The following is a 16403-nucleotide window of genomic DNA, read 5'->3' on the forward strand; positions in this document are numbered from 1 at the left end:
GTGAAGGGCTGGGCCGAGCAGATATTGTCGTCTCCACCCTGCCCGCAACCCCCGAGACCAACGATCTGCTAGGTGCCAGGAACTTAGGTCACTGCCATAATGCGCTACTGTTTAACGTAGGACGCGGTAACACGGTATGTGAACAAGGGCTACTCACTGCCATCGCAAAGGGCTGCATAGCCCATGCTTACCTTGATGTATTCAAGCAGGAGCCGCTAGATAAGCAGCATGCTTTCTTGCAACACCCGAACATTACGATTACCCCCCATATCGCCGCAGAGAGCTTCCCTGAGCAGGTGTTCGAGGTATTTGAGGAAAACTATCGACGGTATATCCAGCAACAGCCCCTGATGTACCAGGTTGATTTCACTCGTGGCTATTAATAATCAAAGGCAGCAGTTATGGCAGCTCAACAACTTGATAACCTACTGGATCAAATCCATCACTGTGAGATCTGCAAGGATCACCTTCCGCTCGGACCTCGTCCCGTCATCCAGGCTGCTAGCACTGCAAAGTTGATGATTATCGGCCAGGCCCCGGGGACGCGTGTTCATGAAACCGGGATCCCTTGGAACGATCCAAGTGGCAACCGCCTGCGGGCATGGCTCGAGCTCGACCGCGACACATTTTACGATCCGGCCCAAATCGCCATCATGCCGATGGGGCTCTGCTACCCGGGCAAAGGCAAATCTGGCGATCTCCCGCCAAGGCCGGAATGTGCCCCACAATGGCACCCGCAAGTCTGGCCATTACTGCCTGATGTCGGCATGACATTGCTGGTCGGCCAATATGCCCAACAACGCTATCTGACCGACAAGCCCAAGACACTCACTGAGACAGTAAGAGCATGGCGCCAGTGGGCTCCCCTGTACATTCCGATGCCTCACCCTTCCCCCCGCAATACCCTGTGGCTCAAGCGCAACCCATGGTTTGAAGAAGAGGTAGTACCGTACATCCGCAACTACGTCCACCAGCATTTAGGGGTGTAGGGAGGCTAGTTTCGAGAAACCAGATAGCAAAGAGCCCACACAGTAGGACTGCATGGGCTCTAAAGGCGCTTCCCAGATACTAGTAACCTAGGATCTCGTACCTGCTCTTATTTATGATACGGCTTTGACAGCTCATGTACCGCTTCCACAAACACACCGGCATTTTCCGGCGGCACATCCAAGTGAATACCGTGGCCAAGGTTGAACACGTGACCGGTCCCCTCGTCGCCATAGCCTTCAAGAATCGTCGCGACTTCCTGACGGATACGCTCTGGCTGAGCATAAAGGATAGATGGGTCCATATTCCCCTGCAGGGCCACTTTGTCACCGACACGACGTTTGGCATCAGCAATATTGATGGTCCAGTCAAGGCCTACTGCATCACAGCCCGTTGCTGCGATCTGCTCCAGCCACATGCCACCGTTCTTGGTAAATAGCGTCACAGGAACACGGCGACCGTCGTTTTCACGAATCAGGCCATCGACAATCTTATGCATATAGCGCAGCGAGAACTCGTTGTAGTCACGCGGGGTCAGAACGCCACCCCAGGTGTCAAATACCATCACCGATTGTGCACCCGCTTTGATCTGGGCATTCAGATACTCGACAACACTGTCAGCCAGCTTGTCCAGCAGCGCATGCAATGTCGCCGGCTCGGCATACATCATCTTTTTAATCTTGGTGAAGGCTTTTGAACTTCCGCCTTCAACCATATAAGTAGCCAGTGTCCACGGGCTACCAGAGAAACCAATCAGCGGTACTTCACCCTGAAGATCCTTGCGGATTTGACGCACGGCATTCATCACGTACTGCAGCTCACCTTCCGGATCCGGCAAGCCAATTTTATCGACATCGGCCTTGCAGGTGATCGGACGCTCGAACTTAGGGCCTTCACCCGTTTCGAAGTACAGCCCCAGCCCCATCGCATCCGGGATAGTCAGAATATCTGAGAACAGAATTGCAGCATCCAGCGGAAAACGGCGCAGTGGCTGAAGGGTTACCTCACTCGCCAGCTCGGCATTTTTACATAGCGACATGAAGTCACCAGCAACACTACGTGTAGCACGATACTCTGGCAGATAGCGGCCTGCCTGACGCATCATCCATACCGGTGTGCAATCTACCGGTTGCTTCAACAGCGCACGTAGGTAGCGGTCATTCTTTAATTCGCTCATTCTGGACTCCATGGGTTAATTCTGCGGCGTATTGTATCACTCCATGACAGCAACAAAAGAGCCCAATTGTTAAGCAGATCATGTTTACGGCAACAATCTGTTCACTAGGTTTGCGACTCACTGGGCTCCCATGGTACAAAATCTGCGCGCTAGCAATAATAACAATGACTTTGCTCGTCGAGAGCAAATAACTGCACCTTACCCCTCCACTTAGGAGGGTTTTTTTATCCTACCGTTCAGCCATCAACGATAAAGTATGGTTAATCAATGCTCTGGCAATCGTTCCTTCCGGAGCCAGTGCCGGCAGTTGATCTTTCGTCGCCCAGATAGCATCACTCAGCTCTTCATAGTCGGGCTTCAGCTCACCGCTATCATAGTCCGCCAGAAAACCCATCATCAGGTTAGACGGAAAGGCCCAGGGCTGGCTGCCGAAGTAACGAATATTTTTGACGGTGATCCCAGTTTCCTCTTCGACCTCCCTGGCCACACACTGCTCCAGCGTTTCTCCAGCCTCGACAAACCCGGCAATCACCGTATACATGCCAGTCTTATGCCGCGGATGCTGAGCCAGCAGGATTTTGTCCCGGTTACGCACTGCGACTATCACACAGGGAGACAAGCGCGGATAATGGTGGGTCTGACAGCCCTGACACACCATAGCCAAGTCTGCTATAGCCAGCTCGCAACGTGAGCCACAGGCCGAACAAAAGGCCTGGGAGTGCAGCATATGGGAGAGTTGCGTGGCTTTGCCTGCCAAATTGAACAGGGCACCGTCGAGGCTCAGTAATTCCCTTTGAGAATAGAAATCCTCTTCCTTATGATTTTCAGTGGCTTCCAACCAATAAACAGGCTTTTTGCGGTACTCACCGATATAGCGAGCCTGTTCGCTATTTCCCCCTGCCTGGTCAGGCATCATCAGGGGAAGTGTATGATTAATCAGATATAACTTACGATTTTTAACTATACACCAATACGCTAATTCTTGTTTTTTTAACATCAATGTCACATCCATCCTTGCAGGGTTTGCTTTTTACTGGCAATCTAAACTTAGTAACGGATTATTGATCCGTCATACAAGGTTCTCTTTTTTAAGAGTTTCACAGATATCGAAATCAGTGCCCTTTTGTCGGTACTGATCGATCATGAGGGCATGGTCATGTTAAGTAAATTCGAGCAAGTACAAAAACAGTGGGGCGGCACCAGCGATGTCATCGATCACTGGCTGATGTCCCGTCAGCAACTACTGATCGACTATTGCAAGTTAGCGGGGCTCCCCCCGTTTGAACACAATACACGCCAGCTTCCAACCGCTTCACAACTCCAACTTTTCAGCCAACAGCTTGTCGACTATATCTCCGAAGGCCACTTTAAAATCTATGACATGGTGATGGAGCGCTGGAATGCAACCGGCTACTCACCCACCGAAGATATCTCACGGCTATATTCGCAAATCACCCAGACAACCGACCCTTTGCTGAATTTTACCGATCGCTACTGCGCTATCGAAGAAGGGGGGGATATTCCCGACTTTGACAACGACTTGTCTTCTGTCGGCGAACTGATCGAACTCAGATTTGCATTAGAAGATAACCTGATTGAGCTAATCAGCGAAAGCTTAGCGTGTCCGCCGGGAGCATAATGCCCCACTAGGCATGAGCGCAGATATAATCTGGTCTGAAACAAAGTTTGTTCAGTCGGGCTAATTATCGCTGTCTCGCCCAACAGCGAAAACTGCTCTCTTCTGCCAATGCGTGCTTCTTAGTGTCTATGCCCTAGTCACCAGCACGCTCACTTGTTCTGAAACTCTTACTATCCCCGGTGTTCGCTGACACTGGGGATTTTTATATCAATAACACAATGGCTTTCATCAACTTATCTCAAGCAACTTACCCATAAACAAAAAGGCACCCTATTGGGTGCCTTTTTCTTGCTTAGCTCAAGTAACGAAACCTAATTAGTTTTCGTCAGTCAGGCCAGCATTTAGCAGTGCTGCAAGATCCTGAGACGCTTGCTCTGCATCAACCTGAGGTGCTACAGGCTCTAGCTCTGCATCACGCTGACGCTGACGCTCCTGGTGGTAGGCGAAGCCAGTACCCGCAGGGATCAGACGACCAACGATTACGTTCTCTTTCAGGCCGCGTAGCTCGTCACGCTTACCAGAAACCGCAGCTTCTGTTAGTACGCGAGTCGTTTCCTGGAACGATGCTGCCGAGATAAATGACTCAGTTGCCAGAGACGCTTTAGTGATACCAAGCAGATCACGCTCGTACGTAGCTGGTAGCTTACCTTCAGCTTCAAGCTTACGGTTTGCGATAGTTACGCGAGAGTACTCTAGCTGCTCACCTGGTAGGAACTCAGAGTCACCAGAAGCAGTGATCGTTACCTTACGAAGCATCTGACGAACGATAGTTTCAATGTGCTTATCGTTAATCTTAACGCCCTGTAGACGGTAAACTTCCTGAACTTCGTTCACGATGTATTCTGCGACTGCGTGTACACCACGTAGACGTAGGATATCGTGCGGAGCCTCTGGACCATCGGCGATTACATCACCTTTCTCGACCTTCTCACCTTCGAATACGTTCAGCTGGCGCCACTTAGGAACCATTTCTTCGTATGCGTTGCCTTCGGCAGGTGTGATGATCAGACGACGCTTGCCTTTCGTCTCTTTACCGAACGAAACCGTACCCGTGATTTCAGCAAGAATTGCTGGCTCTTTCGGCTTACGTGCTTCGAACAGGTCAGCAACTCGTGGCAGACCACCGGTGATATCTTTCGTACCGCCAGAAGCCTGAGGGATACGTGCTAGCGTATCACCGATACCAACCATGGCACCGTCTTCAAGCTGGATGATTGCTTTACCTGGCAGGAAGTACTGAGCTGGCATTTCAGTGCCGGCGATCATTACATCGTTGCCGTTCTCATCAACAAGCTTGATGGTAGGACGCATGTCTTTACCTGCACCGGTACGCTCTGCAGCGTCTAGTACAGTGATCATAGACAGACCTGTTAGCTCATCAGTCTGACGAGAAACAGTAACGCCATCAATCAGGTCAACGAACTGAACACGACCAGCCACTTCAGTGATGATTGGCATTGTGTGCGGGTCCCAGTTAGCGATGATATCGCCAGCTTTAACTTCCGCACCGTCACCTTTGCTCAGGTGAGAACCGTATGGCAGCTTATAGTTTTCTTTGGTACGACCAAACTCATCGATAACGCTCATTTCTGACGCACGAGAGGTGATAACTAGCTTGCCTTCGCTGTTGGTAACGAACTTAGCATTCTGTAGTTTCACAGAACCGTTGTTCTTAACCTGGATGCTGTTTTCTGCAGCCGCTGCAGATGCCGCACCACCGATGTGGAACGTACGCATCGTAAGCTGTGTACCCGGTTCACCGATTGACTGAGCAGCAACAACACCCACTGCCTCACCCTGGTTAACCAAGTGACCACGAGCCAGGTCACGACCGTAACAGTGCTTACAACAACCGAAGTCGTTTTCACAGGTTACAACCGAACGTACTTTCACCTGGTCAACAGAGTTTGCTTCTAGGATGTCACACCACTTCTCATCAAGAAGCGTGTTACGAGGAGCAAGAACTTCGTCTGTACCCGGCTTGATAACGTCTTCAGCAACAACACGGCCTAGAACACGATCACCCAGCTGCTCTTTAACATCACCACCCTCGATCAGAGGCATCATGGTGATACCAGCATGTGTACCACAGTCATCTGCTGTAATAACCACATCCTGTGCAACGTCTACCAGACGACGAGTCAGGTAACCGGAGTTCGCTGTCTTAAGTGCGGTATCCGCAAGACCCTTACGAGCACCATGAGTAGAGATGAAGTACTGTAGTACGTTCAGACCTTCACGGAAGTTCGCTGTGATCGGCGTTTCGATGATTGAGCCATCCGGCTTAGCCATCAGACCACGCATACCGGCAAGCTGACGAATCTGTGCTGCAGAACCACGAGCACCTGAGTCGGCCATCATGTATACGCTGTTGAACGATTTCTGCTGCTCTTCTTCACCGTCACGGTTAATAACAGTGTCGAACGACAGGTTATCCATCATCGCTTTAGCAACCTGCTCGTTGGCTGTTGCCCAGATATCGATAACTTTGTTGTAACGCTCGCCCGCGGTAACAAGACCTGACTGGAACTGTTCCTGGATTTCAGCAACTTCTGCTTCAGCTTCTGCGATCTTGGTGTATTTCGCTTCTGGTACAACCATGTCGTCGATACCAACAGAAACACCAGACAGTGCCGCGTAAGCAAAACCTGTGTACATGATCTGGTCAGCAAAGATAACGGTATCTTTCATGCCCAGTTCACGGTAACAAGTGTTAAGCAGTTTAGAGATTTGTTTCTTACCCAGAGCTTCCGTGTTTACCAGGCTGTATGGCAGACCTTTCGGTACGATAGTCCATAGCATTGCACGACCAACAGTCGTATCAATCAGCTTAGTTTCAGCAACCAGGTTGCCTTGGTCGTCAGCTTTGTGCTCGGTAATACGAACTTTAACGCGAGCATGTAGCTCGGCATTACCTGTACGGTATGCTTTTTCAGCTTCGGCAGGACCTTCAAGGTACATGCCTTCACCTTTCGCGTTAATCTTCTCACGAGTCATGTAGTAAAGACCCAATACAACGTCCTGAGAAGGTACGATGATCGGATCACCTGATGCTGGTGAAAGGATGTTGTTCGTAGACATCATCAGTGCACGTGCTTCAAGCTGTGCTTCCAGAGTCAGAGGTACGTGTACCGCCATCTGGTCACCATCGAAGTCGGCGTTATAGGCCGCACACACTAGTGGGTGAAGCTGGATCGCTTTACCTTCGATAAGTACTGGTTCGAATGCCTGAATACCTAGACGGTGCAGTGTTGGTGCACGGTTAAGCATTACTGGGTGCTCGCGAATCACTTCATCCAGGATATCCCAAACAACTGCTTCTTCGCGTTCTACCATCTTCTTGGCAGCTTTGATCGTTGTCGCCAGACCACGAGTCTCTAGCTTGCCATAGATGAATGGCTTGAATAGCTCAAGTGCCATCTTCTTAGGAAGACCACACTGATGCAAACGCAGGTATGGACCTACGGTGATAACAGAACGACCTGAGTAGTCTACACGCTTACCAAGTAGGTTCTGACGGAAACGACCCTGCTTACCTTTGATCATGTCTGCCAAAGATTTCAGAGGACGCTTGTTTGAACCTGTGATAGCGCGGCCACGACGACCGTTATCTAGCAATGCATCAACAGACTCCTGAAGCATACGCTTTTCGTTACGTACGATGATATCAGGAGCAGCCAGGTCTAGAAGGCGCTTCAGACGGTTGTTACGGTTGATAACGCGACGGTACAGATCATTCAGATCCGAGGTTGCGAAACGACCACCGTCCAGCGGTACCAGCGGACGTAGATCCGGCGGCAGAACTGGCAGTACAGACAGGATCATCCACTCTGGGTTGTTACCTGACTGCAGGAATGCTTCTACAAGCTTAAGACGCTTGGTTAGTTTCTTACGCTTGGTTTCAGAGTTAGTTTCATCTAGCTCTTCGCGCATCAGCTCAATTTCGGCATTCAGGTCCATGTTGGACAGCAATGCTTTAACCGCTTCTGCACCCATTTTCGCGTCGAACTCGTCGCCCCACTCTTCAAGTGCATCCAGGTACTGTTCTTCAGACAGCAGCTGGCTACGCTCAAGGTTGGTCATACCCGGTTCGATTACTACGTAAGATTCGAAGTACAGTACACGCTCGATGTCACGTAGCGGCATGTCCATTAACAGACCGATACGGGATGGCAGTGACTTAAGGAACCAGATGTGGGCTACAGGTGAAGCTAGCTCGATGTGACCCATACGCTCACGACGTACTTTGGTCTGAGTAACTTCAACACCACATTTTTCACAGATAACACCACGGTGCTTCAGGCGCTTGTATTTGCCACAAAGACACTCGTAGTCTTTTACCGGGCCAAAGATACGTGCACAGAAAAGGCCGTCACGCTCAGGCTTAAAAGTACGGTAGTTGATGGTTTCTGGCTTTTTAACTTCACCGAAAGACCATGAACGGATCATGTCAGGTGAAGCAAGACCGATTTTGATTGCATCAAATTCTTCAGTCTTGTGTTGTGCTTTCAGAAACTTAAGTAAGTCTTTCACATTCGGCTCCTGTGAGGAGTTGACCCATAAAGGCGCCAGTCTACTGGCGCCTTCATATTTATACCGGAGTAACTAAATAAGTATAGGTAACTAGCCTAGGCTTATTCGTCTTCCAGCTCGATGTTGATACCCAACGAGCGGATTTCTTTCAACAATACGTTGAAGGATTCCGGCATACCAGGTTCCATACGATGGTCGCCATCGACGATGTTCTTATACATCTTCGTACGGCCGTTAACGTCATCCGACTTAACGGTTAGCATTTCCTGTAGAGTGTAAGCTGCGCCGTATGCTTCCAGCGCCCATACTTCCATCTCACCGAAACGCTGACCACCGAATTGTGCTTTACCACCCAGCGGCTGCTGAGTAACAAGGCTATAAGAACCGGTAGAACGGGCATGCATCTTGTCATCAACCAAGTGGTTCAGTTTCAGCATGTACATGTAACCAACGGTTACAGGACGCTCAAACATGTCACCGGTACGACCGTCAAACAGTTTCAGCTGACCAGACTCAGGCAGATCACCCAGTTTCAACAGCTCTTTGATTGATGCTTCTGGCGCACCATCAAATACAGGTGTTGCAATCGGTAGACCATTACGTAGGTTCTTAATCAACGTACGTACTTCGTCGTCAGATAGCGCAGCGATATCAACTTTCTGGCGCGTATCGCCCAGATCGTAGACTTTTTGCAGGAATTCACGGAACTTGTGAAGTTCTTGCTGCTGCTTCAGCATCTCGTTGATCTTGTCACCGATACCCTTCGCTGCAAGACCCAGGTGAGTCTCGAGGATCTGACCGATGTTCATACGAGATGGTACACCCAGTGGGTTCAGTACGATATCGACTGTCTGACCTTTCTCATCATACGGCATGTCTTCAACAGGGTTGATCTTAGAGATTACACCCTTGTTACCGTGACGACCCGCCATCTTATCACCAGGCTGGATACGACGCTTAACGGCTAGGTATACTTTAACAATCTTAAGTACGCCCGGCGCTAGGTCATCACCCTGTGTGATCTTACGACGCTTAGTTTCAAACTTCTTATCGAACTCAGCTTTCAGTTCATCATACTGCTCTGCAAGCTGCTCCAGCTGGTTTTGCTGTGCTTCGTCATCAAGTGTCTGTGCAAACAGTCTCTCGCGGTCCATTGAAGCAATCTTGTCTTCACTGTAACCGGCAGAAAGCAGAAGCGTACGAACACGTGCAAGAAGACCACCCTCAAGGATCTGGAATTCTTCCGTGATATCTTTCTTCGCTTCTTTCAGCTGCATCTCTTCAATTTCAAGCGCACGCTTGTCTTTTTCTACGCCATCGCGGGTAAATACCTGAACGTCGATGATCGTACCAGATACAGAGTTCGGTACACGTAGTGAAGAGTCTTTCACATCAGATGCTTTTTCGCCGAAGATAGCACGTAGTAGCTTCTCTTCAGGTGTTAGCTGAGTTTCGCCCTTAGGCGTCACTTTACCAACCAGGATGTCGCCACCCTTCACTTCAGCACCAATGTAAACGATACCTGATTCATCCAGCTTAGAAAGCGCCGCTTCACCCACGTTAGGGATATCCGCAGTGATTTCTTCAGCACCCAGCTTAGTATCACGCGCCACACAAGATAGCTCTTGGATGTGGATAGTTGTCAGGCGATCTTCCTGTACAACACGCTCAGAAACTAGGATGGAATCCTCAAAGTTGTAACCGTTCCAAGGCATGAACGCGATACGCATGTTCTGACCAAGCGCTAGCTCACCCAGGTCTGTTGAAGGACCATCAGCAAGCACATCGCCACGAGCCACAGGCTCACCCGGCATCACGGTTGGACGCTGGTTGATACATGTGTTCTGGTTAGAACGGGTGTACTTAGTCAGGTTGTAGATGTCGATACCCGCTTCGCCTGGTACCAGCTCGTCTTCGTTAACTTTGATAACGATACGAGATGCATCTACTGACTGTACTTGTCCGCCACGTTTGGCAACGGCAGTTACACCGGAGTCAACGGCTACGTTACGCTCGATACCTGTACCAACTAGCGGCTTGTCAGCGCGCAGTGTCGGAACAGCCTGACGCTGCATGTTCGCACCCATAAGGGCACGGTTCGCATCATCGTGCTCTAGGAACGGGATCAGAGATGCCGCCACCGATACAACCTGGTTAGTTGCAACGTCCATGTACTGAACATGGTCGCGTGGGTGCAGGCCTGATTCACCTTTCTGACGTGCAGTGATCAGTTCGTCAGCGAAAGAACCGTCTTCATTAAGCGCGGCGTTCGCCTGAGCGATAACATACTGGCCTTCTTCAATCGCAGACAGGAAGTCGATTTCTTCGGTTACCTTGCCGTCGATTACTTTACGGTATGGCGTTTCCAGGAAACCGTAAGCATTACACTGGGCGAATGCCGACAGTGAGTTGATTAGACCGATGTTTGGACCTTCTGGCGTTTCGATAGGACATAGACGACCGTAGTGGGTCGCGTGAACATCTCGAACTTCAAAGCCAGCACGCTCACGAGTCAGACCACCTGGACCAAGCGCCGAAATACGACGTTTGTGAGTAACTTCTGACAGTGGGTTGTTCTGGTCCATAAACTGAGACAGCTGAGAAGAGCCAAAGAACTCTTTCACTGCCGCAGAAATTGGCTTCGCATTGATTAGGTCCTGAGGCATCACAGCATCAAGATCGCCTAGGCTTAGACGTTCCTTAACTGCACGCTCAACACGAACTAGACCAACACGGAACTGGTTTTCAGCCATTTCGCCAACAGAACGGATACGACGGTTACCAAGGTGGTCGATATCATCAACTTCACCACGGCCGTTACGGATGTCGATCAGTTTGCGCATCACGTCAATGATGTCAGAGTGATCAAGGGTACCCGCACCCGTTGTCTCTTCACGCAGAAGAGAGCTGTTGAACTTCATACGACCAACAGCAGATAGATCGTAACGATCTTCTGAGAAGAACAGGCTTTCGAATAGCTGCTCTGCTGCTTCACGTGTTGGCGGCTCACCAGGACGCATCATGCGGTAGATTTCTACTAGCGCACTTAGGCGATCAGTCGTGCTGTCGACACGGATGGTGTCAGACATGTACGGACCGTAATCCAGGTCATTGGTGAACAGAACTTCCAGTGACTTGTGACCTGCTTGTGAAAGCAGAGCCAGAGTCTCTAGGCTTAGTTCTTGGTTAGCTGCTGCGATTAGCTCGCCGGTTTCCTCGTTCACGTAATCACGTGATGCGATTTTACCCACGATGTATTCAACAGGGACTTCAATGTGGTCAACACCGTCTTTGCCAAGCTGGCGAATATGACGGGCTGTGATTCGGCGGCCTTGCTCTACATATAGCTTACCGTTCGCTTCGATGTTGAAGCTTGCAGTTTCGCCACGCAGACGGTCAGGCACAAGTTCCATAACCAGAGACTTACCTTGAACTTCGAAGTTTACTTTCTCGAAGAACATGTCAAGGATTTGCTCGGTTGTGTAACCTAGCGCACGAAGAATAATTGAAGCTGGAAGCTTACGACGACGGTCGATACGTACGAATACGTTATCCTTAGGATCAAATTCGAAATCCAACCATGAACCACGGTATGGGATTACGCGTGCGTTATAAAGCACTTTACCTGAGGAGTGGGTTTTACCCTTATCGCTGTCGAAGAAGACACCCGGGCTACGGTGCAGCTGGGATACGATAACCCTCTCGGTACCGTTAATAACGAATGTACCGTTATCAGTCATGAGCGGAATCTCGCCCATGTAAACTTCTTGTTCTTTGATGTCTTTTACGGTGCCAGCTGGCGCATCTTTGTCATACATGACAAGACGTAGCTTTACACGCAACGGTGCAGAGTATGTTACGCCACGAATCTGACATTCTTTAACATCGAAGACCGGCTCACCGAGACGATAGCTAACGTATTGCAGCTCGGAATTGCCGTTATAGCTCTGAATCGGAAAAACAGAACGAAAGGCAGCTTCTAATCCGTAGTGCCCTTCCGGATCCTGCTCGATGAACTTTTTGAAAGACTCAAGCTGGATCGACAGCAAGTATGGTATGTCCAACACTTGTGGACGCTTACCAAAATCCTTACGGATACGCTTTTTCTCGGTATAAGAGTAAACCATAGGTTCCTCAGATCGCTGATAAGTGATCCAAACTGCTCAAAACGAGGAGCAGTGACTAATAACACTGTTTATTGTAGGAACAGCTTCAAAAAGGAGCTGTTTTTTGCACAGTTAGTGGTTGCAAAACAATGTGAAAAACACCACTACCCTACAGCGCAAAAAGGCCGGTGGCAATTAGCCACCAGCCATTAGCCTTTTCAGGCTAAGAAATTAAGTAATAATTACTTAATTTCAACAGAAGCACCAGCTTCTTCTAGCTGAGCTTTAAGAGCTTCAGCTTCAGCCTTCTCAACACCTTCTTTCAGAGGTGATGGAGCGCCATCTACTAGAGCTTTAGCTTCTTTCAGACCTAGGCCAGTTGCGCCACGTACAGCTTTGATAACCTGAACTTTCTGAGAACCAGCAGAAGTTAGGATTACGTCAAATTCAGTTTGCTCTTCAGCAGCTTCACCGCCTGCTGCGCCGCCTGCTACTACTGCTGCTGCAGCAGAAACACCGAATTTCTCTTCCATAGCTTCGATAAGCTCAACAACTTGCATTACAGACATTTCTGCAACTGCGTCTAGGATTTGCTCGTTAGTGATAGACATAACAATTCTCTTTGAAATCAACAATTAGTTTAAATAGCAACCAGTGAAAAACCAGGGCAATTATGCCGCTGCTTCTTCTTTCTGATCGCGTAGAGCTGCGATAGTACGTACCAGCTTGCCAGCTGAAGCTTCTTTCATGCACATCATTAGGCGTGCAATCGCTTCGTCGTAAGTTGGTAGTGTCGCAAGAATTTCTGCGTCAGCAACAGCGCCTTCGAATGCGGCTGCTTTGATCTCGAAATCTTTGTTCTCTTTAGCGAAGTCTTTGAAAAGACGCGCTGCAGCACCTGGGTGCTCGTTAGAGAAACCGATCAGTGTAGGACCAACGAAAGTGTCTTGTAGACACTCGAAGTCAGTACCTTCAACTGCACGGCGTGCTAGTGTGTTACGAACAACTTTCAGGTAAACGCCGTTTTCACGAGCTTGTTTACGTAGAGAAGTCATCGCATCAACTGCAACGCCACGAGAGTCAGCAACAACTGCAGACAGGGCACCATTGGCAGCTTCGTTGACTTCAGCAACAATTGCTTTTTTGTCTTGAAGATTTAATGCCATTGGATTAGCTCCTGGATTTAGCTGGGTTACCCCAGTCATTACACCACTCACTGCCGGTATGACAGGAGAGTCTTTACGGCGCAGATCCAAGACAGATTTACATCAATCATGTTCTGGCACCGTCTACGTAGGTAATATTAAGTTCCTAAGAACGCCTACGGTCTTGGACGAAGGCTAATTTACAAGCAATTAGCCTCAGCCATGAATTTGTGAACGCCAGATTATACACTAACCTGGCAGTTCTGCAAATTATTGTGCGTTAGTTTCCAGAGAGTTCTGGTCTAGCGCTACACCTGCACCCATAGTGGTGGAGATGCTAACTTTCTTGATGAAAGTACCTTTAGCAGAAGAAGGCTTAGCTTTCTTCAGAGCAACTAGAAGTGCTTCTAGGTTCTCTTTAAGGTTTGCTGCGTCAAAATCCACTTTACCGATAGTAGTGTGGATGATGCCGTTCTTGTCGTTACGGTAACGAACCTGACCAGCTTTAGCGTTCTTAACCGCTTCAGCAACGTTAGGAGTTACAGTACCAACTTTAGGGTTTGGCATCAGACCGCGTGGACCAAGAATAGTACCAAGCTGACCTACAACGCGCATTGCATCTGGAGATGCGATAACTACGTCGAAGTTCATTTCGCCTTTCTTAACCTGGTCAGCAAGCTCTTCCATACCTACTAGGTCAGCGCCTGCTTCTTTAGCAGCTTCTGCGTTTGCACCTTGAGTAAACACAGCAACACGGATGTCACGACCAGTACCGTGTGGTAGCACAGTTGCGCCACGAACGTTTTGGTCTGATTTACGTGCATCGATGCCAAGGTTAACAGCAACGTCAACACTTTCAGTAAATTTAGCAGTAGCTAGTTCTTTAAGAAGAGCAACAGCTTCGTTGATTTCGTACTCTTTAGTTACGTCAACTTTGTCACGGATAACGCGCATGCGTTTAGTCAGTTTTGCCATTGTCTTAACCCTCTACCACTAGGCCCATTGAACGAGCAGTACCTGCAATCGAACGCTTCATAGCTTCGATGTCAGCACCAGTCATATCAGCCGCTTTAGTTTCAGCGATTTCCTGAACCTGAGCGTCAGTAACAGTACCAACTTTCTCAGTGTTAGGACGGCCAGAACCAGACTTAACGCCTGCTGCTTTCTTCAGAAGAACTGCTGCAGGTGGAGTCTTAGTAACGAACGTGAAAGAACGGTCGTTGTATACTGTGATAACAACAGGAATTGGAAGACCTTTCTCGATTGAGTCAGTCTTAGCGTTGAACGCTTTACAGAATTCCATGATGTTCACACCGTGCTGACCAAGAGCTGGACCAACCGGTGGACTAGGGTTTGCTGCACCAGCTGCAACCTGCAGCTTGATGTACGCTTCTACTTTTTTAGCCATTGCTATATACCTAAATTTGGGTTCGAACGTCTATTCGTGAAAGAACAGACTCCCCGTCTAACGAAAGGGCGCGAAATTATAGTCCAATTTCACGCCCCTGACAATAACAGCTGATTATTTATTGATCAGCTTTTTTCAACCTGACCGAACTCAAGCTCAACCGGTGTCGCACGGCCGAAGATCGATACAGAAACCTTCACGCGGCTCTTGTCGTAGTCAACTTCTTCTACAACGCCGTTAAAGTCTGCAAAAGGCCCGTCGGTAACACGTACAACTTCACCCGGCTCAAAGACAGTTTTGTGAACTGGTGATTCACTTGCCTGCTGAAGACGGTTAAGAATGGCATCCGCCTCTTTATCAGAGATAGGAGCTGGACGGTCTGAAGTGCCGCCGATGAACCCCATTACACGAGGGATACTACGTACCAGATGCCATGTCTCATCGTTCATCACCATCTGTACAAGCACATAGCCTGGGAAGAACTTACGTTCACTCTTACGGCGCTGACCTGCACGCATCTCAACCACTTCCTCGGTCGGTACAAGTACCTCATCAAAGTAGTCTTCCATGCTATGCATCTTGATATGCTCACGTAGTGATTGCGCTACACGACCTTCAAAACCTGAAAAGGCCTGTACTACATACCATCGTTTTTTTGGAGCTTCGCTCATGAACTCTTACCTCACACACCGGTAACTAGGCGGACTAGACGGACCATGATGCCGTCGATACCCCACAAGGCTAACGCCATAATGACAGTGACAGCTAAAACGATAAAGGTTGTCTGCGTAGCTTCCTGACGAGTAGGCCATACTACCTTGCGGACTTCCATGCGCGATTCGCGGGCAAACGTAATCGCGGTTTTACCTTTTGCTGTAAGTGCGGCAAGACCACCAGCTGCAGCTACAAGAACTACAACGGCCGTGGCGCGCAACACTACAGAAACATCACTGTACAGGTAATTACCAACCACAGCGGCAGCTAGCAAAGCAAATACAGCGACCCATTTTAGGCCATCCATACTGCTAGAGCTGCTTTGGTTTTCGGCATTCGCTTTCATACAACCAACCTGTAACTAGTCTCAATATAGACGAAAATAACCCCGCAAGTGCGAGGCCATAAATGAAGGAAAGCGCTAACGCCTTAATTACATGGAAAAAACTTCATCTCAATAAACTTTTACTCTGCGTTCCTGACCAAAAAACAACCTGACCAAAAATCGAACGCAGAAAAAGGGCATCAAATGATGCCCTTTTTGGTGCCTTGTCGTCAAATATTATTCAACGATCTTAGCAACAACACCAGCACCTACTGTACGACCGCCTTCACGGATCGCAAAGCGTAGACCTTCGTCCATCGCGATAGGAGCGATTAGAGTAACAACCATCTTGATGTTGTCACCAGGCAT

At 49.1% G+C, this 16403-nt stretch carries 13 protein-coding genes and 1 pseudogene; 3 read left to right on the top strand and 11 right to left on the bottom strand.

The window, feature by feature from the left end; translation table 11 throughout:
* On the top strand, nt 1-383 hold a 383-nt coding region (locus MHN01_RS04460), incomplete at its 5' end, for an NAD(P)-dependent oxidoreductase (protein WP_304622839.1).
* An 18-nt stretch (nt 384-401) separates the two neighbouring features.
* Nucleotides 402-989 carry a uracil-DNA glycosylase family protein gene (locus MHN01_RS04465; protein WP_239410222.1) on the top strand — a complete coding sequence of 196 codons (588 nt, stop codon included), beginning with the start codon at nt 402-404 and terminating at the stop codon, nt 987-989.
* A 107-nt stretch (nt 990-1096) separates the two neighbouring features.
* On the opposite strand, the gene hemE is transcribed toward MHN01_RS04465, so the two are convergent.
* Nucleotides 1097-2164: a uroporphyrinogen decarboxylase gene (gene hemE, locus MHN01_RS04470; protein WP_239410223.1), complete on the bottom strand. Its 1068-nt coding sequence runs from the start codon at nt 2162-2164 to the stop codon at nt 1097-1099.
* Between the two features lie 229 nt (nt 2165-2393).
* Complete coding sequence (gene nudC, locus MHN01_RS04475; RefSeq protein ID WP_239410224.1) at nt 2394-3161, bottom strand: NAD(+) diphosphatase; 768 nt, start codon at nt 3159-3161, stop codon at nt 2394-2396.
* 159 nt (nt 3162-3320) lie between these two features.
* Here nudC and rsd point away from each other — a divergent pair, with 159 nt between their 5' ends.
* Nucleotides 3321-3803: a sigma D regulator gene (gene rsd / locus MHN01_RS04480; protein WP_239410225.1), complete on the top strand. Its 483-nt coding sequence runs from the start codon at nt 3321-3323 to the stop codon at nt 3801-3803.
* Nucleotides 3804-4118: 315 nt separating this feature from the next.
* Here the strand turns inward: rsd and rpoC are convergent, their stop codons facing one another.
* The 9 genes and pseudogenes from rpoC to MHN01_RS04525 all read right to left on the bottom strand — a co-directional run.
* Nucleotides 4119-8336 (bottom strand): DNA-directed RNA polymerase subunit beta', encoded by a 4218-nt coding sequence (gene rpoC, locus MHN01_RS04485; RefSeq protein ID WP_239410226.1) that lies wholly within the window; start codon nt 8334-8336, stop codon nt 4119-4121.
* A 101-nt stretch (nt 8337-8437) separates the two neighbouring features.
* Nucleotides 8438-12463, bottom strand: a complete 4026-nt coding sequence (rpoB, locus tag MHN01_RS04490; protein WP_075763492.1) for a DNA-directed RNA polymerase subunit beta — start codon at nt 12461-12463, stop codon at nt 8438-8440.
* 221 nt (nt 12464-12684) lie between these two features.
* Nucleotides 12685-13053 (bottom strand): 50S ribosomal protein L7/L12, encoded by a 369-nt coding sequence (gene rplL / locus MHN01_RS04495; RefSeq protein ID WP_239410227.1) that lies wholly within the window; start codon nt 13051-13053, stop codon nt 12685-12687.
* Nucleotides 13054-13113: 60 nt separating this feature from the next.
* Entirely contained in the window at nt 13114-13608 is a 495-nt protein-coding gene (gene rplJ, locus MHN01_RS04500) for a 50S ribosomal protein L10 (protein WP_075763490.1), read from the bottom strand.
* A 249-nt stretch (nt 13609-13857) separates the two neighbouring features.
* Nucleotides 13858-14562 (bottom strand): 50S ribosomal protein L1, encoded by a 705-nt coding sequence (gene rplA, locus MHN01_RS04505; RefSeq protein ID WP_075763489.1) that lies wholly within the window; start codon nt 14560-14562, stop codon nt 13858-13860.
* 4 nt (nt 14563-14566) lie between these two features.
* Nucleotides 14567-14995 (bottom strand): 50S ribosomal protein L11, encoded by a 429-nt coding sequence (gene rplK, locus MHN01_RS04510; protein WP_075763488.1) that lies wholly within the window; start codon nt 14993-14995, stop codon nt 14567-14569.
* Between the two features lie 125 nt (nt 14996-15120).
* A complete protein-coding gene (nusG, locus tag MHN01_RS04515) occupies nt 15121-15666 on the bottom strand; it encodes a transcription termination/antitermination protein NusG (protein ID WP_075763487.1) in 546 nt (181 codons plus the stop codon).
* 11 nt (nt 15667-15677) lie between these two features.
* Nucleotides 15678-16055 carry a preprotein translocase subunit SecE gene (gene secE, locus MHN01_RS04520; RefSeq protein WP_239410228.1) on the bottom strand — a complete coding sequence of 126 codons (378 nt, stop codon included), beginning with the start codon at nt 16053-16055 and terminating at the stop codon, nt 15678-15680.
* Between the two features lie 216 nt (nt 16056-16271).
* A pseudogene (locus tag MHN01_RS04525) lies at nt 16272-16403 on the bottom strand (elongation factor Tu); the annotation flags it as partial.

Origin of the sequence: Photobacterium sp. OFAV2-7 (genome assembly GCF_022347985.1) — a bacterium.
Classification (GTDB): Bacteria; Pseudomonadota; Gammaproteobacteria; order Enterobacterales; family Vibrionaceae; genus Photobacterium.